This window comes from Paenibacillus cellulosilyticus (assembly GCF_003182255.1).
GTDB classification, from domain to species: domain Bacteria; phylum Bacillota; class Bacilli; order Paenibacillales; family Paenibacillaceae; genus Paenibacillus_T; species Paenibacillus_T cellulosilyticus.
This window is the reverse complement of the sequence record NZ_QGTQ01000025.1, coordinates 43,919-69,408: the sequence shown is the minus strand read 5'-3', so window position 1 is coordinate 69,408 and position 25,490 is coordinate 43,919. Positions and strand designations below refer to the sequence as shown.

Genomic DNA, 25,490 nt, shown 5'->3' with positions numbered 1-25,490 from the left:
AGGTGCATCATGCGTTTACGTACAACTATGTCCACCCTCCTCCTTGGCGCCGCATTGCTCGGCACTTTGTCCGCTCCTGCATCCGTCTTCGCCGCTGCATACACGGTTCAACCGAACGACTCCCTCTGGTCGATCGCCACACGGTTCAATACGACGATCGCTGCGCTCAAAGCAACGAATGGCTTGAAGTCCGACATGCTCCTTGATGGGCAGCAGCTTCAGGTGCCGTCTCCGTCCTACCAGACCACATATAGCGTAAAGGCTGGCGACACGATGTGGATCATTGCGAACCGGCTCGGCGTACCGCTGAGCAAGCTGCTTGCTGCCAATACGCAGTTGGCGAATCCGAATAACATCTGGCCGGGACTGACCATCAACGTGCCGAAGAAGCCCGCAGCCCATCTGAATGGCGTTTTTCCTTTGAAAAAGGGTACTTATTCTCCATTCAGCAACACGTTCGCGGATACGCGCACTTATGCAACCGACGGTTCCACCGTTCGGTCGCATGAAGGCGTTGATATTATGGCGCCCGAAGGTACGCCAATTTATAGTGCGATGAGCGGCACCGTCGTCCAAGCCGGTTGGCTTGAACTCGGCGGCTGGCGGCTGACGATCCGCGTCGACGACAGCACGGAATTTTATTACGCGCATATGTCTAGGTACGCGCCCGGCATCGTAAAAGGCAGCGTCGTCACGGCAGGACAGCTCATCGGCTACGTCGGCAGTACAGGCTACGGACCGGAAGGAACGAGCGGCATGTTCGATCCGCATCTGCACTTCGGCATCTACACGCGCAGCCCTTATACGGCGATCGATCCGTTCCTCAATCTGAAATGGTGGGAGCTTGGATAACTCGTTGTCATCACGGATGTAAATGACTAGAAAATTTGTGACTACATGTTGCACATTGTCTGCTAGTCTGTTATATTAGTATTTGAATGTCTATATTTAACCCCGCAGGATTCCTCTTAGAAGATATTTTTCCTGGCAAATAGCTTCTCGTTCTGCCCGTATCCGCCGCTCTGGCGAAGGTTGGTTGTTCACTCGCCATAACACCATTCGCTGATTCACACTGGCGCGGTCTTCGGAGCCGCAAGGACGAAAGAGAGGTAGGGCTTTCGTTGTTTTAGTTAAGCTTTGCTGAGGCATAGCGGAACTGGGCAAGACCACATGATTGTAACTAACGAACCGGGGAATCAACGCGCATCGTCAGCGCACCGGTTAAATATAGCAGCACAAATAAACGGCACCCCTCAGGGGGTGCCGTTGTCCATTTCTATGATGTATGCGATGATTACTGCGCTTGCTGCTCTTCAGCTGCCGGCTTAATGACGCGGCTTGGACGGCCATCCACACCTACCGGCACATCGCCAGCGAGCGTTACACGGCGTACGACACGGTGTTGGTGACCGTAATCGTTCACCGCATAGTGCTGCGTCGCTCGGTTATCCCACACTGCAACGTCACCTTCGCTCCAGCGCCAGCGAACCGTATTTTCCAGACGCGTTACATGCTCTTGCAAAATGTTGAACAGACGCTCGGAATCCTGCGAACGGAAGCCGGAGAAACGTCTTACGAAGTGACCGAGCAGCAAATGGCGCTCGCCCGTCTCCGGATGGACGCGAACGACTGGATGCTCCGTTTCGTATACCGTCGAAGCGAATACGGCGCGATGCTTCGCCAACTGCTCGTCGGAAATCTCCTTGCGCACAGCTGTTGCATAGTCGTAGGCGTTGGAGTGAATCGCACGCAGATTGTCTGCGAGATCCTTCAGCTCCTGCGGCAGATCCTCGTATGCGGCAGCCGTGTTCGCCCATACCGTGTCACCGCCTGCTGCCGGAATCACAACGCCACGCAAAATCGATGCTTTCGGGTAAGCGTCTACGAACGTTACATCCGTATGCCACGAGTTTGCACGACCGCCATGCTCCGAATTCAGCTCAAGAATCGAGCTCGTACCTTCCTTCACCGGTACCGTTGGATGAGCATACAGCTCGCCGAGCAGCTTCGCGAAGCGTTCCTGCTCCTCATCGTCCAAATGCTGCTGGCCGCGGAAGAACAACACTTTGTGCTGCAGCAGCGCTTGCTGGATTGCGTTTACTTCCTCTTGATCCAAATCACCAGACAATCGGATTCCTCTAACCTCTGCACCAATACGGCCTGCAACAGGCACGACTTCCAACAGGACTTGCTGATTGTTTTGAACTTCGCTCATGGGAATCCCTCCAAATAAAGTTTTTTGCGACAGCTCCCGGATGTGCAGCCTGAGCTTGCTCGGAAGCATCGCTAAAAGCTTTGCGATATCTCCCGTCCGCCTCTGTGGACGGATATGCAGCACAAGCTTGCTTCGGAAGCATCGCTTTGGTTTTGTTGCCCCGCGCCCTATGCAAAAACTGCAAAGGAGCTGGCGCGATGGCTGTGCGCTAGCTCCTTTGCAGTCGGGACCGCATCGAAGCTATGCTCAGCATCTTTACTGATCAGCCATGGTGCGGATTCTGGAAGTCGATTTATTTCAAAGCTTCCGTGACGAACGTGTCGTTCACAGCGTCTTTGAACGTAATTTGGTTTTTGATGAACTTGTTCTCGTACAAAATATCGCTCGATGCCTGCTGCGCATCAAGCGCAGCTTGTGTATACGTAGACAGGATCGGCGAAGAATTCGCGAGAACTTGCTTCACCGTATCAACCGGCAGCTTCGTCTGTTCGGAGAAGATTTGCGCCGCTTCATCTTCATGCGCAAGCTCATAGTCGACCGTCTGTTTGTACACCTTCAGAAACTCGACGACAAGCTCCGGATGCTCCTCTGCAAACTTCGTGTGCGCAATGAGGGACGTAGGAGACAGAACCTCCGTATCCGTCTCAATGACGCGCGCTTTGCCGGTATTCACATTTTGCGTAATATAAGGATCCCATGCGACCCAGCCGTCCAGCTTGCCGCTCTCGAATGCAGCCTGCGCGTCTTCCATCTGCAGGTTGATAATGTTGACGTCCGAGATCGACAGGCCCGCTGCAGCCAGCACTTTAATGAGATAAACGTTGGCTACCGTACCCTTCGGAAGACCAATCGTCTTGCCCTTCACATCCTCCAGCTTTTGAATCGAGGAGGTTGGCGGAACGAGCAGGCGCGCTCCGGATTTGCCCTCGGAGTTCAGGCCAATGACTTCAAACGGCAGCTTGTTCGAGATACCCGCGATCGTCGCACCGTCCCCGAGGAACGATAGATCGACGCGTCCGGCTACAAGCGATTCCAGCAGCGGCGGACCGCTTGGGAATTTGCTCCACGAAATCTCTGCATTCAGCTTGCTGAACGCCTCCTCATAGAAGCCCTTCGCTTGCGCGATAATAAGCGGGCTGAGACCACCGTTGATCGCAATATTCACCTTGACCTTCTCGCCGCTAGGCTTGGATGATGCGTCTGATGCCGCAGCACCTTCCGTCGTCTGGGACGACGCCCCAGACGCCTGGTCCTTGGAATCCGCCTTCTTATCGCCGCATGCGGCTACCACGAACGTCAATATAACTGCCAATGCCATAACCAAACCTGCTCTTGTCCACTTCACCATGTTGGTTTCCCCCTCGATCTACTCTCTATTTGAATAGTAATTAGGCCGATATTTCTTCTCTATTTAACAATCGAATCTTAATAAGGAATGTCTCCGACGATCGACACGCGCTCTGCGATGCGAACGTTCGGGAAGTAGTCGGATACCGCGTAGTGCTGCGTCGCACGGTTGTCCCAGAATGCGATCGAGTTTTTCTCCCAGTGGAAGCGCACTTGATACTCAGGGATTTTCGATTGCGCGAACAAGTATTGCAGCAGCTCTTCGCTTTCTTCTGGCTCCAGACCTACAATGCGGATCGTGAATGCAGCGTTGACGAACAGCGTCTTGCGGCCCGTCTCCGGATGCGTACGAACGACTGGATGCTCGGCAGCCGGGAACTCGATTTGCTTCTCAGCCAGACGTTCAGGCGTCAGTGCACGGCCAAACGATGGGGTGAAGTCATGGATCGCAGTCAGTCCTTCGATGCGCTCTTTCACTTCATCTGGCAGATTGTCGTATGCTGCAGCCTGGTCAGACCACAACGTGTCGCCGCCGAATGGTGGCACTTCGGACAAGCGGAGCACGGAGCCGAATGCTGGATTCACGCGCCACGTTACGTCCGTATGCCAAATGTTTTCCATACCCGTTACGTTCTTGTCTTTGGCAAACCGCGTTACTTCTTCCGAGTTGCCTTGCGGCAGGAATGGATGCTTCTCCAGCTCGCCCCACAGCTTCGCGAATGCGAGGTGCTGCTCGTTCGTAATGTCCTGGTTGCGGAAGAACAGTACTTTATATTCGAGGAAAGCGCGGCGGATTTCAGCTTGCAGCTCTGGTCCTACCGGCTGGCTCAGGTCTACGCCTTCAATCTCTGCACCGATGATCGGGCCGAGCGGCTTAACCGTGAACAGCGTGTATGGCTGCTCCTCTACACCTTCTGGCAGACGGCGAAGATTGTAGATGCCTGCGTGTCTTTTGCGCTGTGGCGCGTAGCTGCGGGATAGATAATCGATCGTTTGGTTCGTCATGCGAATCAGCTCCTAATCATGGTTTTTAGATTTTATTAGTTTGCACACCTGTTTAGTTGGAATTATGGATGAAAAAAGAGATTCACAGTTCTAGCTTAAGAGCTAACTCTTTGAGTGCGGCCCGCTATAACCATCTATCTCTGCGGGCCCTGCTCTCGGAGATTCGAGTCTTGACGAGCACGCTGCCCGATCCGACTCTACTCTTCGCTATATCCGTGAATCTCTGGTGGTCCAGTCGATTCCATCTATTCAGTTGATTAACTTCAGTTGCTGTCGTGGTGTTGCGTCGTTCTGATGGCTAAATCTTAGCAATTTAATTCCGAGTTTGTCAATAGGTTTTTAAAAGTTTATTCGAAACTTTATTCGGTTTGTAGCGCTCTTTAACTATTACTTCATCTATAGCGCCGGAAGAAATCTTGCGTAGATTCGCTGCTTCGAGGGAATATATCATCGTTTATTGGTGCGGATAATATGTTATTGACAGGTTTAATTCCGAGTGATAGGATTGGAATTAATTTAAGCGACACGATTTGCACTAGAATCGACCATACGAATGGAGATTCGGAGCAAGCAAGCTACGCGGGGCAGTCATCTGCCATCGTCAAACGAGCTGCTGCCCGGATCTCCTTTTTATATGCCATTACTTTTCCAAAAGGATGTGTTGAACATGACAACGACGACGACGAAAGCACTGCTTGAAATCGATAACGTCAGCAAAATCTTTCGAAACGGCGCCAGCACCACTCATGTGCTCGACCGAATGAACCTGAACGCCGCTGAAGGCGACTTCGTAACGGTTATTGGTCCGAGCGGCTGCGGCAAAAGCACGCTGCTCAAGATCATCGCCGGACTCGATACCGACTATGTCGGCACGGTGAGCATCGAAGGCCGCAAGGTCGATCGGCCGTCGCAGGAGAAAGGTTTTATTTTTCAAGAGCATCGCCTATTCCCTTGGCTTAACGTGGAGAGCAACATCGCCGCTGATCTATCGCTCAGCAAGCCCGACGTTCGGGAGCGCGTGAATGAGCTCATTAAGCTCGTGAAGCTCGAAGGCTTCGAGAAGGCTTATCCGCGTCAAATCTCAGGCGGTATGTCCCAGCGGGTCGCGATCGCAAGAGCGCTGCTGCGCAAACCGAAGGTGCTGCTGCTCGACGAACCTTTTGGCGCACTGGATGCGTTCACGCGTGCCCATCTGCAGGAGGCGCTGCTCGACATTTGGCAGAAGAACCGTACGACGATGGTGCTCGTGACGCACGATATTGACGAAGCGGTATTCCTCTCGAGCCGTGTCGTTGTCATGGATGCCAAGCCCGGCCGAATCAAGTCGATCATCCCGATCGATCTGCCGTACCCGCGCAAGCGCACCGGAACGGCGTTCCAGGACATTCGCACGCATGTGCTGCGCAGCCTGGAGCATTCAGACACCGAGGAGCCGAGCTACACGATTTAATAGGCTGACCTCGAACGGGTCGACGATAGACAGTACGGCTTTCAAGCCGCCTGATACCGAAAGGATGATTGAATATGACGACTACTATTGCTGTGCGCAGCGAGCAAGCTGCCCTGCCGAATATAGCAAGGCCGAAACGCGCATTCCCTTGGAAAACGTTCCTACGAGGAGCGATTATCCCCGCTGTTGTCATTGCATTGTGGCAATTACTCGCGTCTAACGGCGCGATCTCCGAGACGTTGTTCTCATCGCCATGGAATATTTTGAAAGAGTATTACGAGCTGACGAAGACAGGCGAGCTTCCGCATCATCTTCGCATCAGTCTCGTCCGCGCCTCGCTTGGCTTCTTGTTCGGCGGCGGCGCCGGTCTCTTGATCGGCCTGCTCGTCGGCATGTCCCGTCCGTTCGAGGAAGTCGTGAATCCGACGGTCCAAATGCTTCGGACGATTCCGCTGCTTGCGATTACGCCGCTGTTCATTATGTGGTTCGGCTTCGGCGAGCTTTCGAAGGTGCTGCTCATCTCGCTGGGCGCTTTCTTCCCGATGTACGTGAACACATTCCTCGGCGTACGCAATGTCGATGCCAAGCTGTTCGACGTTGGCCGCGTGCTGGAGTTCAATTGGTGGAAGCGGACGACGCGTCTCGTACTTCCCGCCGCCCTGCCGAACATTCTGCTCGGCACACGACTGTCGCTCAGCATCGCGTGGCTCTGCTTAGTCGTCGCCGAGCTGCTCGGCGCAGAGAGCGGCGTCGGCTATATGATTCAAGACGCGCGCTCGTTCGTGCAGACGGATGTCGTGTTCGTCGGCATTACGATCTTCGCGATCGTCGGCAAACTGTCCGACTCAATCGTCCGCGTGCTCGAGCAGCGTCTGCTGCGCTGGCAGGACAGCTTTAAAGGCTAGTGGAGTTGGAGTTGGTTCAACCGCCCGAGGCGATGGCTTCGGGCGGTTGTTTTTAGTTGTGTGCCCCACTCTAATGCCGATATTGCGCCGAATGCTTGCACTGTTGCAGGCATTCCTATTCCTACCAGCAACTCGTTTGTCCGAGGATTTCCTGCGCTTTTGCAGGCATTTGGTCTTGGCCTGCCCGCATCTGCGCCATAGGTCTCCAAGAATGAAACAAAGACGGCCATGCCGGGCAAAGGGAGTATACGCTGATCCGAAACGGCGCATCTCATATCTATGTGATCTTTTTCACTACTTGTGACTAACATGTGAAATATATCACAACCCCTTGTCAAAGTACTGAAAGTCGCATATGATAAGAGCAACAAGAGGTTGTGAATTAAATCACAATACAGACACAACGAACCGAGACGCTTAGACCATACGATCAGACTTGCTGGATCGAGCTCAGCGTCACCACCCTATTGGTGAGTTCAATTGGACCTAATCATTGCGCGACTCCTACTCGGAGGTCCAACCGATCCGCAATCAAGTCCACTGTTCGCTCGATCGACGTTTTATTTTAGTTGAGTATGTGAATTAATTCACAGGAAATTCGAGGAGGAATCTCGTATGAAAATCGCGGTTATTGGATGCACACATGCTGGTACGGCTGCAGTAACACAAATGGCTAAGCTTTATCCCGAGGCTCAAATCACAGTATTTGAACGGAATGACAACGTATCGTTCCTATCGTGCGGCATCGCCCTTCATGTCGGCGGCGTTGTGCAGGATGTGAATAAACTGTTCTACGCATCGCCGCAGCAGCTGACCGCGATGGGCGTACGAATGAATATGCGTCACGACGTGCTCGATATCGACACCGAGAACCACACGCTCCGCGCACGCAACCTGGCAACGGGCGAAGTGATCACCGACACGTACGATAAGATTGTAATGACGACCGGCTCGTGGCCGATCATTCCGAAGCTGGACGGCATGGAGCTCGACAACATCGTTCTTTGCAAAAACTACGCGCATGCACAGACAATCATCGATAAAGCGCAGCATGCGGACCGCATCACCGTCATTGGCGCAGGATATATCGGAATCGAGCTCGTCGAAGCGTTCGAACTGCTGGGCAAAAAAGTAACGCTTATCGATAACATGGATCGGATCTTGTTCAAATATCTCGACCGCGAATTTACCGATGCGATCGAACAAGCGCTGACCGCACGCGACATCGAGCTGCAGCTTGGTCAGACAGTGACCGGCTTCCGCGGTGAGGATGGCCGAGTCGATACGGTTGTGACGACCGCTGGCGAATATGCAACTGACCTCGTCGTTCTGTGCATCGGCTTCCGTCCGAACACCGAATTGCTGAAAGGCCAAGTCGATATGCTGCCGAACGGCGCCATTCTCGTCGACGAATATATGCGCACGAGCCATCCGGATGTGTTCGCCGCTGGCGACAGCTGCGCTGTATTCTACAACCCAACGCATAAGCACGCTTATATCCCGCTCGCTACGAACGCCGTACGGATGGGAACGCTTGTGGCACGCAACCTGCTGAAGCCAACTGTACGCTACATGGGTACGCAAGGTACGTCGGGCATCAAAATCTACGACCTTAACATCGCGTCGACCGGCATGACGGAACAAGCGGCACTCGATGCTGGCATGCAGGTGAAGACCGTGCTTCTCGAGGATAACGACCGGCCGGAGTTTATGCCAACGTTCGAGAAAGTGCTGCTGAAGGTCGTATACGAAGCGGAAACGGGCCGCATTGTTGGTGCACAGGTGCTGTCGAAGGACGACCTGACGCAGGCGATTAACACGATGTCGGTCTGCATTCAGAACGGCATGACGATGAACGAGCTCAGCTTCGTGGACTTCTTCTTCCAGCCGCATTACAACAAGCCGTGGAACCTGCTTAATCAGGCAGGACTGCAAGCCATCTAACACACAGAAGAACTGCCCCGAAAGTAAGCCAACTTACTCGGTGAGATAGCTCATTTTAGTGAAAGGCGAAAACTAGAAATGGCGACTCAGGGAGTCATCCTTGAATCGCCATTCTAGTTTTCGATCAATTGCCATCTTCTTGAGCAAGTTATGGGCGAGCGAGAGCCATTTACTTAAAAAGAAATGAGGGCTTTCCCTAAGTGATCTTATGATCACTTTTGGGACAGCCCCTTTGTTCTAGTGAACGCCACGAGTCGCCGCGGTTCGTTCGAACACGTCTAACGGCTGCCTCAGAGGCTATTTTGCTGAAAACGGTGGTTTTCCATGTGTAGCGGTTGCCCTAGCGCCTATTGAGTGAAGTTCGCTCTGTTACGCTTGAAAACCAGCCAATAAGCCCCACCGCAACCTTTACAGTTCTGAATGGTGCTTTTTGAGTTCAATAAGCGCTGTGGTAACCGTCAGCGGGGTTGATGACAGGCGAATCTACTAAATCGTCTTCACCATCCATTGTAAACTGGACCTGTGTTCGAGAAATAAATACACATCGTCGGTTGTTCTAATGTATACGGGTGTTTCCCCATTATCATAGATCGGGAACAGTATTTCCGTGAACTTGATCGTCTTTACATTCCCGTCGTAATCGCTCATTTGAATGGAAATCGGCTTATTATAAACGTATTCAATCGCGTTTTTCTTCATCTCAACAATGTCGTCGGCCGAGACCGGCGGTTCTCCACCCGCCACCTTTTTCAGTTCATCAAAAACAATTAAACGAGTCACTTTCTTGTACAGGTCTGGAAAGCTGGCAGCGGTAAGCTCCATTGTCTTATCCTTCGCATAAATGTTGATGGTATCCGGCGTCCACTTGTCGGTGTCGATGCTATTGGCTTTCATCGTCCACCCCAAGACGTAACCTAGCGCTACCGCCAGTATCATAATAGGAAGTGCTATCGTTTTGCGCATCGTTAAAAACCTCCCCCATTCTATATATGAGATGAACGAAGCTGATATGGAAAATGTTTCAAGGACGCATCATGCGTTAAGCGTTAAACACAAAACGGCCCGTCACGTCTCATTAGGACGTGGCGGGCCGCCATGTTCAAGCCTTACTTGCCAATATAGTCAAGCACAGCAATCAGAACCGTTACGACCTCAGCGCGTGTTGCCTCGGTGTTTGGAGCGAACTTGCCATTGACGCCTTCAATTAATCCCGCTTCATAAGCTGCTGCAATGTAAGGAACAGCCCATGCCGGAATGGAAGCTGCGTCCGTGAAGGACAGGCTTGCGGCATTCGCTTGCTTGTTTGGCTCAAGTCCGAGTGCACGAGCAAGCATGACGACCATTTCCGTTCTCGTAATCCGCTCCGATGGGCGGAACGTACCGTCCACGTAGCCTCCGATGATGCCAGCCGCTGCCGCCTGCGATACATATGGCTGCGCCCACTGCGGAATTGTGCTCCAGTCGGTGAAGTTTGCCGCTGTACCAGACGCATCCGCCTGCAGGCCGAATGCACGGCCAAGCATGACTGCAAATTCAGCGCGCGATGTCGTGCCGCTCGGACGGAACGAACCATCCGGGTAGCCCGTAGCAATGCCGCGTTCAACTGCCTGCCGAATTGCTTCCGCCGCCCAATGGTCTGCCGCTACGTCTGCGAAAGGCGCCGTGTTGCTAGTATTTTCGCCACTACCGCTGCCATTATTGCTATTATTGCCTTCCGTGCTGCCATTGTCACCGTTGTTCGTTTCGCTGCCTGTTCCATTATCCGTGCTGGTCGAGTCCGTACCGCTTCCGGTCGAACCATTATCCGTACCTGTACTTGGCACAATGGTACCCGAAGAATTGCCGCCTGTGGATGGAAGCGCCGTTCCGAGCAGATCGATAATACGGCCTTCCGTCGAACGATTAACGCGGCCGATCGTATCCAAGTAGCTGCGGAATACTTCGTAATCGACAAGGTTCAGCTCATACTGTCTTCCGGCCTGCTTCGCTTGTTTCATCGAGGCATAGAAGTCACCGCCGTCCGCCATAAACGAGTTCGTTGCAACGATATAATAAGAATTAGGCTTAATATCCGAATAAGTGCCGTTAGCGTTCTTAATCTGTACCTTCGCAATTCTATGGCCAGCCGTCACAATCGTATTCGATACGGAGTCGACAACTTCACCCTGCTTCGTGGAGTCATAATAGAAACGCATGCCTGCCACCTGCGGGAAGCGACCCTCGCCTGTTTGAACGCCACTCACGCCATTCTCAAGCGCAGCCGTAATTTCTTTTCCCGTCATCTTGAGAGCGGTCAAATTGTTGCCGAAAGGCATAACCGTCAACAGCTCACCAAGCGTAATGTCGCCCGCGCCGATCGAGGCGCGAATGCCGCCGCCATTCTGAATCGTGACATAACCTTCTACATCCGCCGAAGCCGGTACAAGGCTCTTCACCTTCGCCAGCATGCCGTCCGCCATCAGGTCACCAAGGTTCGTTTCTTTCTTACGCACATTGCCGCGCTCACCATCGAGTACCGTTTCCGTGTAGCCAATGATCGTCTGCTTAAGCTCGTCCAATGGAGCCGCGTACTCAGCCAGCTTCGCCTCTGCAGCAGCGTCCGATGCGATGACGTATTGACCTGCCGAGTCCTTCGCATCGATCTCGATCAGTTTGCCGTTCCAAGCGGTCAGTACGCCATTATCGTCGAAGGTCGCATCAAGCTGGCCGAGGAAAGCGCCGTATTCGCCCGTCTGAACGACGATCGTCGGTTCGTGATCGGCATGATGAACGACCGGCTGCGTCAGCTTCGTATGCGAATGACCACCCACGATAATGTCGATGCCTTCTACCTCGTCCGCCAACTTCTCGTCCAGGTTATAGCCGATATGGGACAAGGCGATAATTTTGTTAACGCCTTTCTCTTGAAGCGCTGCGACAGCTTGCTCCGCACTTGCCTTAATGTCTTTGAAATGGATTGCTTCACCTGGCGAAGACAAAGCCGCCGTATCCGGCGTCGTCAGGCCAAAAATCCCGATTTTCTCACCGTTCACGGTGCGGATAATGGCCGGATAGATATTGCCGTTGTCCCCTGGCTCGCCCACAGCTGCGTTGAACAGCGGACTCAGACTCGCATCCGTACCGAAGTCGATGTTGCTGCTCACGAACGGGAATGATGCGCTTTGAATGAACGTTTTCAGCGTCGAAGGCCCTTTATCGAACTCGTGATTGCCGAATGTCATCGCGTCGTAACCGAGTTCATTCATAAACCACAGATCAGCCAATCCTTCATACTTGTTAAAATACAGCGTGCCCGAGAACACGTCTCCCGCGTCAAGCAGCAGCGTATTGTCGTTGCGCGCTTCCTTGATAGCCGTCACACGGCGTGCGACGTTATCCAGATGTGCATGCGTATCGTTCGTATGCAGCACACGAAGGTCGAAGGTGTTCACTTCCTCGCCCGGGTTCATAACAGGCACTTCTTCTGCATGCGCATGTTGTACCCCAGGGATTCCAGCCATCGCACCGCTCCATACGAGTGCCACGGCAAGCATTTTGGTAAGATCGCTCCGCATACGCGAGCGGACAAACGGCTTCACTAGTTTCATTGTAAGCTTTCCCCCACCTCATGAATTGTTGACCAATCGTACTCCGTAACGACCTGATGATGTCTGGATGCGCAAATACCGAATCTCTCAATCTTCCAAATAACTGTAAACGACTATACGGTTGCATCTTATAGGACAAACGTTTGACGATCATTAATGGCATATGTTGATATCGTAAATTCAACCAATAATAGGTATGAACGCTTCTTGTATTCCCTAGATTTCGATGCAAAAAAGCAAGCCCGTCAGGATATTATCCTCGACGAGCTTGCTTTGTCTGACCGATCAAGCCTCTTCTCTTATGCCTTGTTAATGATCTGGTCAATAATGCCGTAGTCGCGCGCTTCCTCGGCAGTCATGAAATAATCGCGGTCCATATCCTTCTCCACCCGCTCCAGCGGCTGGCCGGTGCGATCGGCTGTAATTTGGTTCAACCGCTCGCGCGTCGAAAGAATGCGTTTGGCGGTAATCGCAATATCGCTCGCCTGGCCTTGTGCTCCGCCGTGCGGCTGATGAATCATCACTTCGCTGTTCGGGAGCGCGAAACGTTTGCCTTTTGTCCCCGATAGCAGTAGAATCGCCGCGAACGAAGCTGCCATCCCCGCGCAAATCGTCTGCACATCCGGCTTCACATATTGCATCGTATCGTAAATCGCAAATCCGGCCGTTGTCGATCCACCCGGACTATTGATATAGAAGTGAATATCTTTCTCCGGATCTTCCGCCGCTAGAAAAAGCATCTGTGCCGTAATGCTGTTCGCCACCTGATCATCAATCGCCGAACCAAGGAAGATAATCCGATCCTTCAGCAACCGTGAATAAATATCGTAAGACCGCTCACCGCGGCTGCTTTGTTCCACCACATAAGGTACGTAGGACATAGGGTTCACCTCAAACGTTTTTGTTGGTGGGAGAGATCGTCAAGCAAAGCTTGCGATCGAGAAACAAAACGTTGCATCGGAAGCATTAACCCCTTCCATCAAGCTGCATACATCAACGTATCGAAGCCGCCAGCATAGCTGGCCCTGACATCGACAGCTGCGCTAGCCTGCACCGGCGCGACATGAGCACCTTGAACGGCTGGCAGAACATCCTGCGACTCATCTGCGTTCAGCAGTAGGAGCAATCCTGTTACATTCCGAGTTCGGAATGCGTTCAAATAGGCATAGACAACAGCTTCATCTGCATAGCTTCTGCGTGCAGCAGGCATTCTTTTACCCCGTATTCTACGGCCGCCAGCCCGCTCCTGCCTCCACCCATCCAGCTTCGTACGGGCTCGATGCAATGCAGCCTTGACCGCACCTTCCGACATCTCCAGCAGCACCGCCGTCTCGCCAGCCGTGAATTGCAGCCCTTCTATGAACAGCAGCACCATCCGCTGACGCGGAGGGAGCAGCGACACAACAGCCGACATCGCTTCCGTCAGCTCCGGCGATACCTCTACCTGATCCTCCGCCATGATCCGATCTGCCAACTGCTCTGTCAGTTCTTCACAAGCAAGCCGGCGCTTCCGGCACAGATCAATCCACGCGTTCGCCGCAACGCGATATAGGTACGAGCTGCTAACAGGCCTGCTGCCAGCTCCCTGCCGCCATATTTTCATCCAAGTCGTCTGCGCCAAATCATCTGCATCCCAATTCGATCCCGCCAGCTTCCGGCAAAATCGCTTCAGCCGATGCTGCTGCTCCTTAACGAGCACATGCATGCGCTCCTGATCCTCTGCTTGATTCATGCCGTATCTCCGCCTTTCTTGATCGATCTCTCCCACTGTATAACGATGATCACTACGTCAAACGATACGGTACTTCGATAAAAATTTCCTGTCGCACACGCCGTTCTTTTCATTTATTATAGCTCGATTTCCAGTACTTGTTGAATCTTCCTTACGATGTTAGGATAGTCCTAATCTATCGAATGATTTTCCAGTCTGTGAAGAACCGAGGAGGGATTATATATGGCAGAAGGCTCAATTGAACGTCGATTAGAGGAGCTCGGCATAGCACTGCCCAAAGCAAGTGATCCAGCGGCGAGATATGCGAATGGTGTACAGGTGAACGGGTTGTTGTTCGTATCAGGCAAAGGGCCTGCAGGCAGTCCGGCAGGCAAGCTGGGACAGCAGTTTACGACAGAGGAAGGCTATCAATTCGCGAGACAGGCCGGCCTTGAAATTCTCGCAGTTGTGCAATCTGAGCTCGGTTCATTGGATCGTGTGAAACGGGTCGTGAAGCTGCAAGGCTTCGTGAACGCAGACCCAGAATTCGAGGAGCATCACAAAGTGCTTAACGGCTGCTCCGACCTAATGCTCGACGTGTTCTTAGAGAAAGGGCTCCATGCGCGCTCCGTATTCGGTGCGGTATCTGTCCGAAACAACTTGCCTATCATTGTAGATTCGATTTTCGAGGTCGAGGAGTAAATCAAATGCAAAATCCCCTCATAACGAGGGGATTTTGTTCATCCAAGCTGTCGCAGCTTATCTTCAATAGAGCTGTCATTGTCCTCGTCCCATACGACCGATATTTCGAAGGTACCCGGTTCGAAGAACAATGGCAGCCTCCGTTTGAACCATGACTGCATCGGCAGCTCCATCGCATCGACTAGGTTCACCCAGCGCAGCTCCCCTTCGGGTGGATCGGTCAATAACTGCCCCGTATACTTTTTCGCTAAATAATTGAAAACCAAATAACGATAATTCGTCTTCGGCACAACATATTCGTCGATGCCTTTGAAGATCAGGTCCTCAGGCTGTACGATAAGCCCCGTTTCTTCTCGCAGCTCGCGCACCGCCCCTTCCGTGAAGCTCTCAGGGAAATCCACTTTGCCGCCAGGACCGATATAGCCCGGGAAGCCAAGCTTATCCGGCCTGTTCATGAGCAAGATGTTGTCACCGTCCTGCACGATGCACATCGTATATAATCCGCACACATTTCTAGCTGCCATAACGTCCTCCCGTATCACTACTTGTAAGTGTTCGTTGTAGGAGAACTATTCGATAAATCAATCAAGCCTCCTGCATGTTAGCTGAATCGCTTGGTCTTCAACTTAATTCTATATGTTTTATATTCCATATTTGTTAATATACAATGTGAATATACTCGAGAGGAATGATGGATCAATGTTAAACAAGACCGTTAGAAAATCAGTAGGTAAGTCCATCTAGCAATAAGAATAAAGGAGAGATTATTTGAATCATAACGAGGTTGTCGAAATTGGAAATGCTTATTTGCTTCCATTGGTATCCGAGCTGTACGGGTTGGAAGGCTGCGATATCCAGCTGATTCCTGCGCATGACGGCGGGCGGAACATCGTATACACCTGCGAGAAAGAAGGCGCCAAAGCTCTGATACTCCGAATCGCTTTCTTGCCGGACAGGAGTCGGGAAGATTTTCTCGGAGAAGTGGAGTATATCCGATATTTATACGAGCATGGAGGCAGTGTATCGGATGTAGTCAGCTCCAGGAATGGAAATCTTCTGGAAGAGATCACTCACAATAATCACACCTTCTTTGTCTGCCTGTTTGAGAAGGCCAGAGGAACAAGGCTTGCGGACAATCATTATCGGTATCGGGATGGCGTCCCTATTACCGAATATTATTATAATTGCGGTAAAACGCTGGGAAAGCTGCACCACCTATCGAAAGGGTATGCGTCTGCCCATAGCCGGCATCGTTTTGAAGACAAATACAATGCCGAATCTATCGATACACTGATACCCGACTCGTTGCCGCTGCTGAAGAAGAAGCTGTTCGAGCTCCTTACAACCTTAGAACAATTGGACAAGAACCGCGAATCTTTCGGTATGGTCCATTTTGATTATAACGACGGGAATTATTCGATCGATTACAATACCGGGCAAATCACGGTCTATGATTTCGATAATGCATGTTACTGCTGGTATATGTTTGATCTGGCAGGTCTCTGGACACAAGGTGTAGGCTGGATACAATTCGAGCCGGACGCCGGCAAACGCAAAGCATTCATGGATGATTACTTCGCAACCGTCCTTGCAGGATACCGATCCGAGACCGAGCTCGAAGATTCCATGTTGGATCAGGTGCCCTTATTTATTCAGGCAAACATCATGGAGAATATTGTTGATGCATTCGAGGTCATGCGGAACAACGGCGAGGAGCCGGCGTGCGACGAGGAACTGTCGTATCTCATCAAATGTTTGGAGGATGACATCCCGTATAAGGGATTCTTGCATGATATATACTCGTGTGAAGAACCGTTTGCGTATGAGGTGCGAGATTTATAATTCTATAGCTTAGAAAAAACGCTTAATAGAGAGTTCTGCAAAAGCATCACTTTTGTCTGAGCGAAAGTTGTAAATTTGAATCGAATATCTATGAACTAAAAAAGCAGTTTATCCTCAACCTAGGATGGACTGCTTTTTCTCATTTAGCTTACCATCTGCCTTACGTTTACTGCAAAAGTGGTAGGACCATCTTGAAGTCGAATCAGTCTAAACAGGAAATATATTTCATTATGCTCTGATATACAGGGTCTAGTCACTAGGAACTATCTTCCCACATACCCATATTTTAATACATTCTCTTCTTCGGACCCTATCCAGATTTGGATATTATCTAAAAAAATTATAAATACCACCCCAAGGCGAATTTATCAACAATCATATTATTTAGTATTTATTATTTTTTTGATAAAAGAGGAACCAAAAAGAACTGTTTAGAAAGTCTCTATTAAGTATTTTTGCTTGTCTACTAATCGTATCGATTCCTCAATTTGCTACCGCCGCTTCCAGTGCTAAGGAGGTCAAGAAAGGAAATAAGATTGTACAAGTGAGCAAGAGTGAGGCGCAGCGTTTACGTACCGAAGCAGGTTTACCTTACGATGATAAAGTAACAGGCGGATTTATTGTCTATCCAGAGGAAACGTCGACGACAACCGAGTCAAATATTATTACACCACTGGAGATCGGCGGAAACGAATATTATATAGTAAATCCAGCGACTTCCTATAGAATTGACTATTCCGATCCTTATCTGCCTGGGACTAGTGGGTGTAACATGACACTGACGAATAGTGCAACCTTCACCAAAACATCGACACTTACGGGTAATGTTAGCTTCTCCGCTAGCATGTTAAAAATCATCAGCGCACAAATCGGGGCTAGCTTCTCGATTGGAACTACGAAAACAATAACAGCTACCGGTTCTAAAGCTGTAACGGGTTGCCAGGTTCTGAAAGGGTATCCAAGATATGAAGAAAAAAACTGGCGACCTGTGGGAAGATGATCCAATTTGGGATGACTATATTTCACCATATAAAGCGACGAGATTGGAATCTGTATACTTCGAAACAAGCTATATGTAATAAAGGTTTCGTCTTATCAAATGAATCCTTGGTCAATGGACATGACTCATCGACCAAGGATTCATTTCTTTATGTAATTTACAGATTACTCCGCAACCCACAGTCATGAAATTGCGTCAGTTAAATATACTGATCCATACGAAAGGAGGAGTCTGTATGAAGCATCGTTCAATCGGTTTAGTCAGCATCGTTGCGGGTATAGGAGTGTTAGCCAGCCAGCTTTTTCACCATCCAGTTAATAAGGTGTATGTCTATCCGCCGGAAGCAAAATTAGAAGCTTATCCCGATGTAGTTCAAACATCGACCAGCGAATTAATTATAAATGGATGCTCTATTCCCCATAAAACCTTCTCGGTCGAAGTGTCGGAAGATGAGGCTAAGAAACTCCGAGAAGAAGCTGGATACTCTTCCGAAGGAGTGACCGGAGGAATTAGCGTAGAACTTCTGGAAACAGGTACATGTTCTTCTCAAAAGGATAAATAATCCTTCGATGTATTAAATATTGTTTTAAATAGACTGCGACTAAGGGAAGCATCCCACTGATTATGGGATGCTTCGTCTTATATAAAAACTAAAACTTCAGTCTACTACTCTGACGAAATCTTATTGTTCGCAAAACAAATCCGGAATCTACTATTGAATAGATCTTCCATAACAAATGGTTTTCAGGTACAAGCTTATTTAGTTCAGCATGAAATGATGCGGCTAATGGTTTGTCTGGATAGAACTACTACTACGATCAACTCATGTTGCGGTTCTTTTTTGGAGACATATCAACCATCAACGCTCTCCGCCATTAAAAATATTGCCATTCCCGCATCTGTTCTACACAAGCTGGCCGAACCTGCTATAATGGATACGCGCTGCGCGTTTGGCGGCGCATCGAAATCCTTGCCACAAGCAAGGTAGAGGTTCGCAAACTCCCTCTCTAAAAAACTAAGCTCAAAGGAGACCACATAATGACAGGAAGACAACATGAGGAGATGAGCGATCTGACGCTCCTCGGCAACCAAGGCACCAAGTACCCATTCGAATACGCACCAAGCGTGCTCGAAACGTTCGACAACAAACATCCGTACCGTGACTACTTCGTCAAATTCAACTGCCCGGAATTCACGAGCCTTTGCCCGATTACGGGACAGCCGGATTTCGCGACAATCTATATCAGCTACATTCCTGATGTGAAGATGGTCGAGAGCAAGTCGCTTAAGCTGTATCTGTTCAGCTTCCGCAACCATGGCGATTTTCACGAGGACTGCATGAACATTATTATGAACGACCTGATCAAGCTCATGGAACCACGTTATATCGAGGTTTGGGGCAAATTCACGCCGCGCGGCGGCATCTCGATCGACCCGTACTGCAACTACGGCAAGCCGGGCACGAAGTTCGAAGATATGGCGACGCAGCGCCTGATGCAGCACGATATGTATCCAGAGAAAGTGGACAACCGTTAATCGGCTGTCCTTACATAAAAGAGCTGTCCTTGAAGTCGGTAGACTTCATGGGACAGCTCTTTGTCGTTTCGTCGGCGGTCGGGGCGTCTAGCCACCGGGCCTAGTTCGTTACTCTACCTCTATCTCCAGCTCCGCCACTAGCTCCTGCTTCGTATCGATCATGTTGTCCTCATTCAAAGAATAAGAGGATACCGCCCCTATCACATATTTGCCCTTCGGCAGCGCTGCCGGACGCGGGGTTGTTCGCATATAGGTGTCCAAATCGTCGGAATGGAGTCGGTTCAAGTTATAGGAGATGAGCAGCTCCTGCGGCATCGATTCGAGCCGCTCATTGTCGTACTGGAATGTCTCGGTCACGAGCATTTGTGGGTCCAACAAGCTTGCTTCTGTTCCATCTGCCCCTCGAATGTAGTAAAGAATCAATGCTCCGCCATGATGGATAGTCAGCTCCTCCTTGCTCAGCGAGGTCAGGCTGGCCCAGACGTTCAATGGCTCACCTTCTGCATACCGAGTCTTCGCGGAGGACAGCTTCAGCTTGAACTGCTCCGTCTGATCGGATTGTGTGACTGTCGATTTGTTGTAACGAATCTGGTTGTCGTCGATATAGACCGATTTGCTCTGTGCATCGTATCCTACGATATTGTGCAGCTGCTCCGAAATGAATCGAATCGGCACATAGGTGCTGCCATTCACATTCATGACGGACTGACCGCTTGGCAGCTCCTTCTTCTCGTTATTGATATAGATCGCGCCATTGGATAGATGCGCCTGCACCAAATCCGATGCGTACGAGACAGCTGTGAAAGCCCCGCCCAAGCAAATTACGGCGGCAGCGATTTTTAGTTTATCGTTCATTATGACAACTCCACTCTCATTTCATAAGATAGATTCAACTAGTATTGACGCCGAATCTATTCTATCAGTTTCTATATTTAAACATATATAGAATAAACATAGAACACTAAATCTCGTTATCTCCACCCTTTTCCACTCCGCTGGGAACTGCTATTCTTTTATGCGATAATGAGAAAACAATGATCGAAGAATGTGAGGTTCACTGTACGATGAAATGGTTCCGACAACGTTTAACACGCTGGGTTATAGCATTTATCGCGCTTTATCTGATCCTATTCTTGCTGCCAACGCCCTACTATCTCTATCAACCAGGAACGGTAGAACCGCTCCATGAGCTCGTCACGGTGGAGCAAGGCCAGAAGCAGAAAAGCGCAGGCTCCTTCAACCTGACGACCGTCTATTCGCAGAAAGCTCGCAATGTCGTCATGCTCATTAAAGGCATTCTCGATTCCGATACCGAGGTTCGCAAAACCTCGGATGTACAAGGCAATCTTACAGACAAGGAGTATGTGGTCGTACTCAAACATATGATGTCATCGTCGCAGCAGACGGCGGTCGCCTCTGCACTGAGCGAAGCCGGACTGCAAGTAGACAAACGTGTGACGGGTCTGTTCCTGCGTATGCTCGTGGCTGGCTCCAAAGCTGAAGGCGTGCTCGAGGTCGGTGATATTTTGCTCGAAGTAGACGATCGTCCGGCCCAATCCTTGCAGGCAGTCAGCAGCTACATCACGTCTCAGAAAAAAGTCGGCGACATCATCGAAGCAGTCATTCTGCGTGATAGCGAGGAACGAACGGTACAGATCGAGCTTGTCGCCGCGAACGCGCAAGGTGTGCCCGGCATCGGCGCGGTCTTCGAGCCGGAATATGTCGTGACACCGTCACGCAGGATCGATTTTGCCGAATCGGATATCGGCGGGCCTTCTGCGGGACTCATGTTCTCGCTCGAAATTCTCGACCAGCTGCTGCCGGAGGATCTGACGCATGGTTTGAAAATCGCAGGCACAGGCACAATTGATATGAACGGCAATGTCGGTCAAATCGGCGGCATGCGCGACAAAATCATCGCCGCCCATCAGGCCGGCGTCGTTCTGTTCTTCTGTCCGAAGGATCAGGACATAACCAGCCACAATGCGCAGGAGGCGATCGACGAAGCTAAGAAGCGCGGATACGACGACCTTCGAATCGTACCAGTTAGTACATTGAAAGAAGCGGTAGAGTACTTACGGAACAACTATTAATCTCAGAGGCGAGGAGGTGTGAAACGGATGGCTGAACAAGAGCACTTGACGGATAACGAAAGGGACGATGAACAACGTGATCCACTGCTAGAGGAACTGGATGACGAACAGGTACTTGCGCCAATTGGCGATACAAGAGGCGAACACGACTATCATCGGTTTCTTATGAACCCGGCGCCCGGCGAAGGCGAGCTTGTCGTCTTGTTCAGTGGTGAAGGCCAGCCCCATCCGCTGCACAAAATCGGCCCCGCCATCCACGACTATGTGCTCATGCATACCGTCCTGTCCGGCCACGGCGTCTATCGGACGCGAGGGCAATCGTATACGTGCCGCGGCGGCGATTCGTTCGTCATTTTCCCCGGCGAGCTGTTCTCCTACCAGGCGGATGCGGAGGAGCCTTGGCACTATACGTGGGTCGGCTTCGTTGGTTCGAATGCAGCACCGCTGCTCGAGTCGATGGGTGTAACGCCGGATCGCCCGATTATTCGCGGCGCCCGCCTTCCTGATCTGCGGCCGCTGTACAGCTCCCTGCACGACACCTTGCAGCAACCAGACGACCCGCCGATAGCCGATCTCGAAGCATCGGGCTGGCTGCGTCTCATCCTCGGTCAAATGGGCCGCATCTGTCACGGAAACGGTACGAGCGCCGAGCCGGATACAGCGGCGATTGATCGACAGATCGAACAGGCGGTCCGCTTCATGTCGCTCCATTACACGCAGCCCGTGTCCATTGAGCAGCTGTCCCGCATGCTAGGTTATCATCGAACGCACCTAAGCCGCATGTTCAAACGGACGACGGGCCTGTCGCCGAAGCAGTATTTGATGCAAATCCGGCTGGAACGCGCGCAGATGCTGCTATCCGACACATCGATGCCGATCGATCAAGTCGCGTCGGCCGTCGGGTTTAATGACCCGCTCTATTTCTCGAAGAAATTCAAGGATTGGGCCGGGACCTCACCGTCTACTTATCGCAAAGAGCTGCCGCAGCGACAGCTTCTGTCAGAGTGACAGCGATAGTTTCTGCCCAATAAAAAAGCCTGCTCCATATAGCTATATGGAGCGGCTTCTGTATGTTTGTTATTTTGAGTCAGGTACAGCCCAATCATAGATACCATCAAAGTTCATGCCGAGATAATACAAAGAGACTAACATGGCAAGGCCTATAAGTGTTGATACTTTTCGACATAAGGGAATAAATTCCTTTATTGTGATACTCGCGTACCAGCCCCTTGCTCAGGTCGACGACGAAGTGGAAGAAGAGCACTTCGAGGCATGACGCTTCTTAAGCAGGTAGCGCTCCGTGCGGAAGCTGATCATTCGGGCGGCGAATAAAACAAACGTCAGGAACAACGCGATCATTAGCGGCCTGCCGGTATAGGCTGCCACGCAGCTCGCGATACATAAGCTGATGATAGAGGCCTCCAGCGACAATGTGGCAACTCGCTCAACTCGTACGGAACCGACGCCTGCGCATTGAACGCACAATGCTGCTTCATCCTCCGTATCGCCTGCATGAGCAGCCCGGTTTGCTGCGCTGCCTGCTCCCTTACTCAGATCCATAGATGACCATTCTGTCCCGTCGTCCTTCGCGATGCGGCTTTGTTGCGCGCAAGATGATGACGAGTGTCTGCCCGTTCCGCTGCATGTATCACATGTTCGATAGCCTGCCGCATACATGAACTCCAGCTTCATCCCGTTATCCCTCCTCCGTTCATTGCGACGGTCCTTAAACCAATCTGTTCTTTCGGCAGCCTCCGCCGGCTTCTCCAACGCCAGCCAACCAATACCGCACGATAAAGCTCATCGATCATTAGACCCGCCAGCACCCCGACAATTCCCCACCCTGCCAGTACACCGAATACATAGGCTCCGCCAGTCGCGAACAGCCACATCCCAATGACCGTGTTAAAAGCGACGAACTTCGCCTCCCCGACAGCGTTGAGCGTCTGCGTAATCGCATACGTCCAGGTGCGCATCGGCTGCCAAATTAAGCACATGAGCAGCAGCGGCAGTGCCTTCGCGATGACATCCGCATCCGAGGTGAACCAGCCAAGTGCCTCGCCGCCAAAGCCGTAGACGAGTGCAGCAAGCCCGAACGCAATCGGAATACCTGCGGTTACAGCACGATACGGGCTGCGGTAAGCAGCATCATAATGTTTGCCTCCGTACAGCTGACTGCATTGAATTTGTGCCGCCATGCCAAGTGCTGACCCGATCAACCATGGCAGCTGTTGAATGACGTTGGTGTACGTATACGCAGCAAGCGAGATTGCACCAAGGGACGAGACAATCGATAGCTGAACGATTTGCGAATAGCCCCAAGACGCAGCTGTCCCAAGATTCGGCAGCCCAATCGCCATCATCTCCTTCAGAATCGAGCGATCGAAGCCCCGCCAATCGGAGCGCTGGAATCGCTGTTGGAATGCGCCGGACAACACCCACAGGCTGACCAGCAGCGCGAGCAGACGGCTGACGATCGTCGAGATGCCGATCCCAACGATGCCCAGCTTCGGCAGCCCAAGTGCGCCGAATATAAAGCCATAGTTCAAGATGAGATGTACGGCATTCATGCCGATCGCGATCAGCATCGGCGCTCTCGTGTTGCCTGTACTGCGGATCATCGAGGTCGTCATCATATTAAGCTCCGTAATGATGACGCACGACCCGACGATCGTCATATACGCAATGGCGTCAGGCGCCACCTCGGATGGTGTCTGCATGAGATGAACGATGCCGCCTGAGCCGAAAGCGAACAACAAGCTGAGTACCGCTCCGCCGATCATCCCTGCTTTAAGTGCGAGCGCGGATGCACGCCTTGCTATATCGGGCGAGCCCGCGCCCCAATGCCGGGCAATGACGATGCCTGCCCCGCCATTAATCAGAACGAAGATCGTCATAATCGATTGAAGAACTTGATTCGAAAGGCCAACGGCGGATACCGCGTTATCTCCGAGGCGGCTAACCATAAGGGAATCGACCGTTCCCATTAGAAATTGCAGCAGCGTCTCGATGGCAATCGGCCATGCGAGCGCGAATAGCGATAATGCCGCGACGTCCTTACGTGCTGTTGTGGGCATGCAAATATGCAGCCTCCCTCTGATGACAATCCGCTTCCCTTACGGGAATGAATTTCACTTCCTGTTATTTGACGATTTTGCTCCGAAATCGTGCTACTATTAAACAATATATAAGGATATACAGTGGAAGTCTTAATGCTTCTTGTCGTTTATTATTCCAATCTTGCGATCCAATCAGGAGGAACCGTTTAGATGAATAGAGAGCTGCTTGAGGATACGGAGCTGGCTGATCCTGCTTTTCCTATCAATGTGTTTCATACGACCTTTACGCGGGTCGATTTCTTGCGGCTGCATTGGCACGAGCATTTTGAGCTCATTCATATCGAGGAAGGCGAAGCTGCCTATCAGATCGGAGGACGGACGGTTATCGCCTGTCAAGGAGATATGCTGTTCATTAACAGCGGAGAGCTCCATGCAGCAAGCCTAACGAATGTGGATTCTCCAGCGACCATTCGCACACTTGTGTTCAACCCATCCATGCTTGGCCTGAAGGAGCCGCATATTAGCGACATCGTCGCGCCGTACACGTCTGGGCTTTCGCTCATTGCCAACGAGTTCAGACCAACGGATCCCCTCTATCCGCAGTTGAAGGATACCTTCATTCGCCTCGTAGACGAATTCAACGCCAAGAAGCCTGGTTTCGAGCTGTCCGTCCGAGCCTACTGCCAGCTGTTGTTTACTTGGTTAAGCCGGGAATTTACGGTGACGACGCGCAGCGACAATGAGATCGAGACGCTTCGGGTGAAAAATGATCGATTCAAGGAGCTGTTCACCTACTTGGAGCAGCACTATATGGAGCGTATCTCCGTCGAGCAAGCGGCTGCCATTGTGCACATGAGCGTGTACCATTTTTGCCGTATTTTTAAGCAGATCACAGGTCAGACGTACATCCAGTTCATGAATCTATATCGGATTAATAAAGCCGAGCAGCTGCTTCTGCAGACGTCGATGAGCGTAACTGAAATTGCCGCAGAGGTAGGCTGCAGCAGCATCAACAGCTTCTCGAAGCTGTTCCGTCAGCTCAAGGGCATCTCCCCCAGCGATGTACGGCGAGACCGCACCAGAAGCTAGCTGGC

General features: G+C 51.3%; 23 protein-coding genes and 1 riboswitch. Of the genes, 12 read left to right on the top strand and 11 right to left on the bottom strand.

Annotated elements, in window-relative coordinates; translation table 11 throughout:
* Nucleotides 1-9: 9 nt before the first annotated feature.
* The gene (locus tag DFQ01_RS23425) at nucleotides 10-852 is read left to right on the top strand and encodes a LysM peptidoglycan-binding domain-containing protein (RefSeq protein WP_110046332.1); all 843 of its coding nucleotides are present in this window, start codon (nucleotides 10-12) and stop codon (nucleotides 850-852) included.
* 442 nt (nucleotides 853-1,294) lie between these two features.
* Here the strand turns inward: DFQ01_RS23425 and DFQ01_RS23420 are convergent, their stop codons facing one another.
* The 3 genes from DFQ01_RS23420 to DFQ01_RS23410 all read right to left on the bottom strand — a co-directional run bounded on the left by DFQ01_RS23420 (nucleotide 1,295) and on the right by DFQ01_RS23410 (nucleotide 4,567).
* Entirely contained in the window at nucleotides 1,295-2,215 is a 921-nt protein-coding gene (locus DFQ01_RS23420; protein WP_110046331.1) for a TauD/TfdA dioxygenase family protein, read from the bottom strand.
* 292 nt (nucleotides 2,216-2,507) lie between these two features.
* Nucleotides 2,508-3,563 carry an aliphatic sulfonate ABC transporter substrate-binding protein gene (locus DFQ01_RS23415; protein WP_110046330.1) on the bottom strand — a complete coding sequence of 352 codons (1,056 nt, stop codon included), beginning with the start codon at nucleotides 3,561-3,563 and terminating at the stop codon, nucleotides 2,508-2,510.
* A gap of 77 nt (nucleotides 3,564-3,640) precedes the next feature.
* Nucleotides 3,641-4,567: a TauD/TfdA dioxygenase family protein gene (locus DFQ01_RS23410; RefSeq protein WP_110046329.1), complete on the bottom strand. Its 927-nt coding sequence runs from the start codon at nucleotides 4,565-4,567 to the stop codon at nucleotides 3,641-3,643.
* 667 nt (nucleotides 4,568-5,234) lie between these two features.
* Between DFQ01_RS23410 and DFQ01_RS23405 the strand changes: the two genes are divergently transcribed.
* The 3 genes from DFQ01_RS23405 to DFQ01_RS23390 all read left to right on the top strand — a co-directional run bounded on the left by DFQ01_RS23405 (nucleotide 5,235) and on the right by DFQ01_RS23390 (nucleotide 8,866).
* The gene (locus DFQ01_RS23405; protein WP_174812852.1) at nucleotides 5,235-6,017 is read left to right on the top strand and encodes an ABC transporter ATP-binding protein; all 783 of its coding nucleotides are present in this window, start codon (nucleotides 5,235-5,237) and stop codon (nucleotides 6,015-6,017) included.
* 74 nt (nucleotides 6,018-6,091) lie between these two features.
* Nucleotides 6,092-6,922 (top strand): ABC transporter permease, encoded by an 831-nt coding sequence (locus tag DFQ01_RS23400; protein WP_110046328.1) that lies wholly within the window; start codon nucleotides 6,092-6,094, stop codon nucleotides 6,920-6,922.
* 615 nt (nucleotides 6,923-7,537) lie between these two features.
* The gene (locus DFQ01_RS23390) at nucleotides 7,538-8,866 is read left to right on the top strand and encodes an FAD-dependent oxidoreductase (protein WP_110046326.1); all 1,329 of its coding nucleotides are present in this window, start codon (nucleotides 7,538-7,540) and stop codon (nucleotides 8,864-8,866) included.
* A gap of 486 nt (nucleotides 8,867-9,352) precedes the next feature.
* On the opposite strand, the gene DFQ01_RS23385 is transcribed toward DFQ01_RS23390, so the two are convergent.
* The 4 genes from DFQ01_RS23385 to DFQ01_RS23370 form a co-directional block, all read right to left on the bottom strand.
* Entirely contained in the window at nucleotides 9,353-9,829 is a 477-nt protein-coding gene (locus DFQ01_RS23385) for a hypothetical protein (protein ID WP_110046325.1), read from the bottom strand.
* Between the two features lie 143 nt (nucleotides 9,830-9,972).
* A complete protein-coding gene (locus DFQ01_RS23380) occupies nucleotides 9,973-12,453 on the bottom strand; it encodes an S-layer homology domain-containing protein (protein ID WP_110046324.1) in 2,481 nt (826 codons plus the stop codon).
* A 299-nt stretch (nucleotides 12,454-12,752) separates the two neighbouring features.
* Complete coding sequence (gene clpP / locus DFQ01_RS23375) at nucleotides 12,753-13,334, bottom strand: ATP-dependent Clp endopeptidase proteolytic subunit ClpP (RefSeq protein ID WP_110046323.1); 582 nt, start codon at nucleotides 13,332-13,334, stop codon at nucleotides 12,753-12,755.
* Between the two features lie 98 nt (nucleotides 13,335-13,432).
* The gene (locus tag DFQ01_RS23370) at nucleotides 13,433-14,185 is read right to left on the bottom strand and encodes an RNA polymerase sigma factor (protein ID WP_110046322.1); all 753 of its coding nucleotides are present in this window, start codon (nucleotides 14,183-14,185) and stop codon (nucleotides 13,433-13,435) included.
* Nucleotides 14,186-14,407: 222 nt separating this feature from the next.
* Between DFQ01_RS23370 and DFQ01_RS23365 the strand changes: the two genes are divergently transcribed.
* On the top strand, nucleotides 14,408-14,866 hold the full coding sequence (locus DFQ01_RS23365) for a RidA family protein (RefSeq protein WP_110046321.1): 459 nt from the start codon (nucleotides 14,408-14,410) through the stop codon (nucleotides 14,864-14,866).
* Nucleotides 14,867-14,904: 38 nt separating this feature from the next.
* On the opposite strand, the gene DFQ01_RS23360 is transcribed toward DFQ01_RS23365, so the two are convergent.
* Complete coding sequence (locus DFQ01_RS23360) at nucleotides 14,905-15,390, bottom strand: 8-oxo-dGTP diphosphatase (protein ID WP_110046320.1); 486 nt, start codon at nucleotides 15,388-15,390, stop codon at nucleotides 14,905-14,907.
* Nucleotides 15,391-15,634: 244 nt separating this feature from the next.
* On the opposite strand from DFQ01_RS23360, the gene DFQ01_RS23355 reads away from it, so the two are divergent.
* The 4 genes from DFQ01_RS23355 (at nucleotide 15,635) to queF (ending at nucleotide 19,244) form a co-directional block, all read left to right on the top strand.
* The gene (locus tag DFQ01_RS23355; RefSeq protein ID WP_219993711.1) at nucleotides 15,635-16,708 is read left to right on the top strand and encodes a phosphotransferase enzyme family protein; all 1,074 of its coding nucleotides are present in this window, start codon (nucleotides 15,635-15,637) and stop codon (nucleotides 16,706-16,708) included.
* A 544-nt stretch (nucleotides 16,709-17,252) separates the two neighbouring features.
* Nucleotides 17,253-17,708 (top strand): hypothetical protein, encoded by a 456-nt coding sequence (locus tag DFQ01_RS23350; RefSeq protein WP_110046319.1) that lies wholly within the window; start codon nucleotides 17,253-17,255, stop codon nucleotides 17,706-17,708.
* A gap of 235 nt (nucleotides 17,709-17,943) precedes the next feature.
* Nucleotides 17,944-18,270 (top strand): hypothetical protein, encoded by a 327-nt coding sequence (locus DFQ01_RS23345; protein WP_110046318.1) that lies wholly within the window; start codon nucleotides 17,944-17,946, stop codon nucleotides 18,268-18,270.
* Between the two features lie 419 nt (nucleotides 18,271-18,689).
* Nucleotides 18,690-18,733: riboswitch (PreQ1 riboswitch) on the top strand.
* Nucleotides 18,734-18,746: 13 nt separating this feature from the next.
* Complete coding sequence (gene queF, locus DFQ01_RS23340; protein WP_110046317.1) at nucleotides 18,747-19,244, top strand: preQ(1) synthase; 498 nt, start codon at nucleotides 18,747-18,749, stop codon at nucleotides 19,242-19,244.
* Between the two features lie 108 nt (nucleotides 19,245-19,352).
* On the opposite strand, the gene DFQ01_RS23335 is transcribed toward queF, so the two are convergent.
* Nucleotides 19,353-20,099 (bottom strand): stalk domain-containing protein, encoded by a 747-nt coding sequence (locus DFQ01_RS23335; RefSeq protein ID WP_110046316.1) that lies wholly within the window; start codon nucleotides 20,097-20,099, stop codon nucleotides 19,353-19,355.
* Between the two features lie 209 nt (nucleotides 20,100-20,308).
* Here DFQ01_RS23335 and DFQ01_RS23330 point away from each other — a divergent pair, with 209 nt between their 5' ends.
* Complete coding sequence (locus DFQ01_RS23330; protein WP_174812853.1) at nucleotides 20,309-21,337, top strand: SepM family pheromone-processing serine protease; 1,029 nt, start codon at nucleotides 20,309-20,311, stop codon at nucleotides 21,335-21,337.
* 27 nt (nucleotides 21,338-21,364) lie between these two features.
* On the top strand, nucleotides 21,365-22,345 hold the full coding sequence (locus DFQ01_RS23325) for a helix-turn-helix transcriptional regulator (protein ID WP_245946843.1): 981 nt from the start codon (nucleotides 21,365-21,367) through the stop codon (nucleotides 22,343-22,345).
* 225 nt (nucleotides 22,346-22,570) lie between these two features.
* Here the strand turns inward: DFQ01_RS23325 and DFQ01_RS23320 are convergent, their stop codons facing one another.
* The gene (locus DFQ01_RS23320) at nucleotides 22,571-23,029 is read right to left on the bottom strand and encodes a hypothetical protein (RefSeq protein WP_110046314.1); all 459 of its coding nucleotides are present in this window, start codon (nucleotides 23,027-23,029) and stop codon (nucleotides 22,571-22,573) included.
* Nucleotides 23,026-24,414, bottom strand: a complete 1,389-nt coding sequence (locus tag DFQ01_RS23315; RefSeq protein WP_110046313.1) for an MATE family efflux transporter — start codon at nucleotides 24,412-24,414, stop codon at nucleotides 23,026-23,028. The genes DFQ01_RS23320 and DFQ01_RS23315 overlap by 4 nt, the downstream gene beginning before the upstream one ends.
* 192 nt (nucleotides 24,415-24,606) lie before the next feature.
* On the opposite strand from DFQ01_RS23315, the gene DFQ01_RS23310 reads away from it, so the two are divergent.
* Nucleotides 24,607-25,485 carry an AraC family transcriptional regulator gene (locus DFQ01_RS23310; protein WP_110046312.1) on the top strand — a complete coding sequence of 293 codons (879 nt, stop codon included), beginning with the start codon at nucleotides 24,607-24,609 and terminating at the stop codon, nucleotides 25,483-25,485.
* Nucleotides 25,486-25,490: the final 5 nt, after the last annotated feature.

What these genes read in the sequence shown, in the direction of transcription:
- DFQ01_RS23405 (WP_174812852.1), top strand. Translation starts at nt 5,235, where the DNA reads ATGACAACGACGACGACGAAAGCACTGCTTGAAATCGATAACGTCAGC.
- DFQ01_RS23390 (WP_110046326.1), top strand. Translation starts at nt 7,538, where the DNA reads ATGAAAATCGCGGTTATTGGATGCACACATGCTGGTACGGCTGCAGTA.
- DFQ01_RS23410 (WP_110046329.1), bottom strand. Translation starts at nt 4,567, where the DNA reads ATGACGAACCAAACGATCGATTATCTATCCCGCAGCTACGCGCCACAG.
- DFQ01_RS23335 (WP_110046316.1), bottom strand. Translation starts at nt 20,099, where the DNA reads ATGAACGATAAACTAAAAATCGCTGCCGCCGTAATTTGCTTGGGCGGG.
- DFQ01_RS23360 (WP_110046320.1), bottom strand. Translation starts at nt 15,390, where the DNA reads ATGGCAGCTAGAAATGTGTGCGGATTATATACGATGTGCATCGTGCAG.
- queF (WP_110046317.1), top strand. Translation starts at nt 18,747, where the DNA reads ATGACAGGAAGACAACATGAGGAGATGAGCGATCTGACGCTCCTCGGC.
- DFQ01_RS23325 (WP_245946843.1), top strand. Translation starts at nt 21,365, where the DNA reads ATGGCTGAACAAGAGCACTTGACGGATAACGAAAGGGACGATGAACAA.
- DFQ01_RS23345 (WP_110046318.1), top strand. Translation starts at nt 17,944, where the DNA reads ATGAAGCATCGTTCAATCGGTTTAGTCAGCATCGTTGCGGGTATAGGA.
- DFQ01_RS23420 (WP_110046331.1), bottom strand. Translation starts at nt 2,215, where the DNA reads ATGAGCGAAGTTCAAAACAATCAGCAAGTCCTGTTGGAAGTCGTGCCT.
- DFQ01_RS23365 (WP_110046321.1), top strand. Translation starts at nt 14,408, where the DNA reads ATGGCAGAAGGCTCAATTGAACGTCGATTAGAGGAGCTCGGCATAGCA.
- DFQ01_RS23425 (WP_110046332.1), top strand. Translation starts at nt 10, where the DNA reads ATGCGTTTACGTACAACTATGTCCACCCTCCTCCTTGGCGCCGCATTG.
- DFQ01_RS23310 (WP_110046312.1), top strand. Translation starts at nt 24,607, where the DNA reads ATGAATAGAGAGCTGCTTGAGGATACGGAGCTGGCTGATCCTGCTTTT.
- DFQ01_RS23315 (WP_110046313.1), bottom strand. Translation starts at nt 24,414, where the DNA reads ATGCCCACAACAGCACGTAAGGACGTCGCGGCATTATCGCTATTCGCG.
- DFQ01_RS23330 (WP_174812853.1), top strand. Translation starts at nt 20,309, where the DNA reads ATGAAATGGTTCCGACAACGTTTAACACGCTGGGTTATAGCATTTATC.
- DFQ01_RS23400 (WP_110046328.1), top strand. Translation starts at nt 6,092, where the DNA reads ATGACGACTACTATTGCTGTGCGCAGCGAGCAAGCTGCCCTGCCGAAT.
- DFQ01_RS23380 (WP_110046324.1), bottom strand. Translation starts at nt 12,453, where the DNA reads ATGAAACTAGTGAAGCCGTTTGTCCGCTCGCGTATGCGGAGCGATCTT.
- DFQ01_RS23370 (WP_110046322.1), bottom strand. Translation starts at nt 14,185, where the DNA reads ATGAATCAAGCAGAGGATCAGGAGCGCATGCATGTGCTCGTTAAGGAG.
- clpP (WP_110046323.1), bottom strand. Translation starts at nt 13,334, where the DNA reads ATGTCCTACGTACCTTATGTGGTGGAACAAAGCAGCCGCGGTGAGCGG.
- DFQ01_RS23320 (WP_110046314.1), bottom strand. Translation starts at nt 23,029, where the DNA reads ATGAAGCTGGAGTTCATGTATGCGGCAGGCTATCGAACATGTGATACA.
- DFQ01_RS23415 (WP_110046330.1), bottom strand. Translation starts at nt 3,563, where the DNA reads ATGGTGAAGTGGACAAGAGCAGGTTTGGTTATGGCATTGGCAGTTATA.
- DFQ01_RS23385 (WP_110046325.1), bottom strand. Translation starts at nt 9,829, where the DNA reads ATGCGCAAAACGATAGCACTTCCTATTATGATACTGGCGGTAGCGCTA.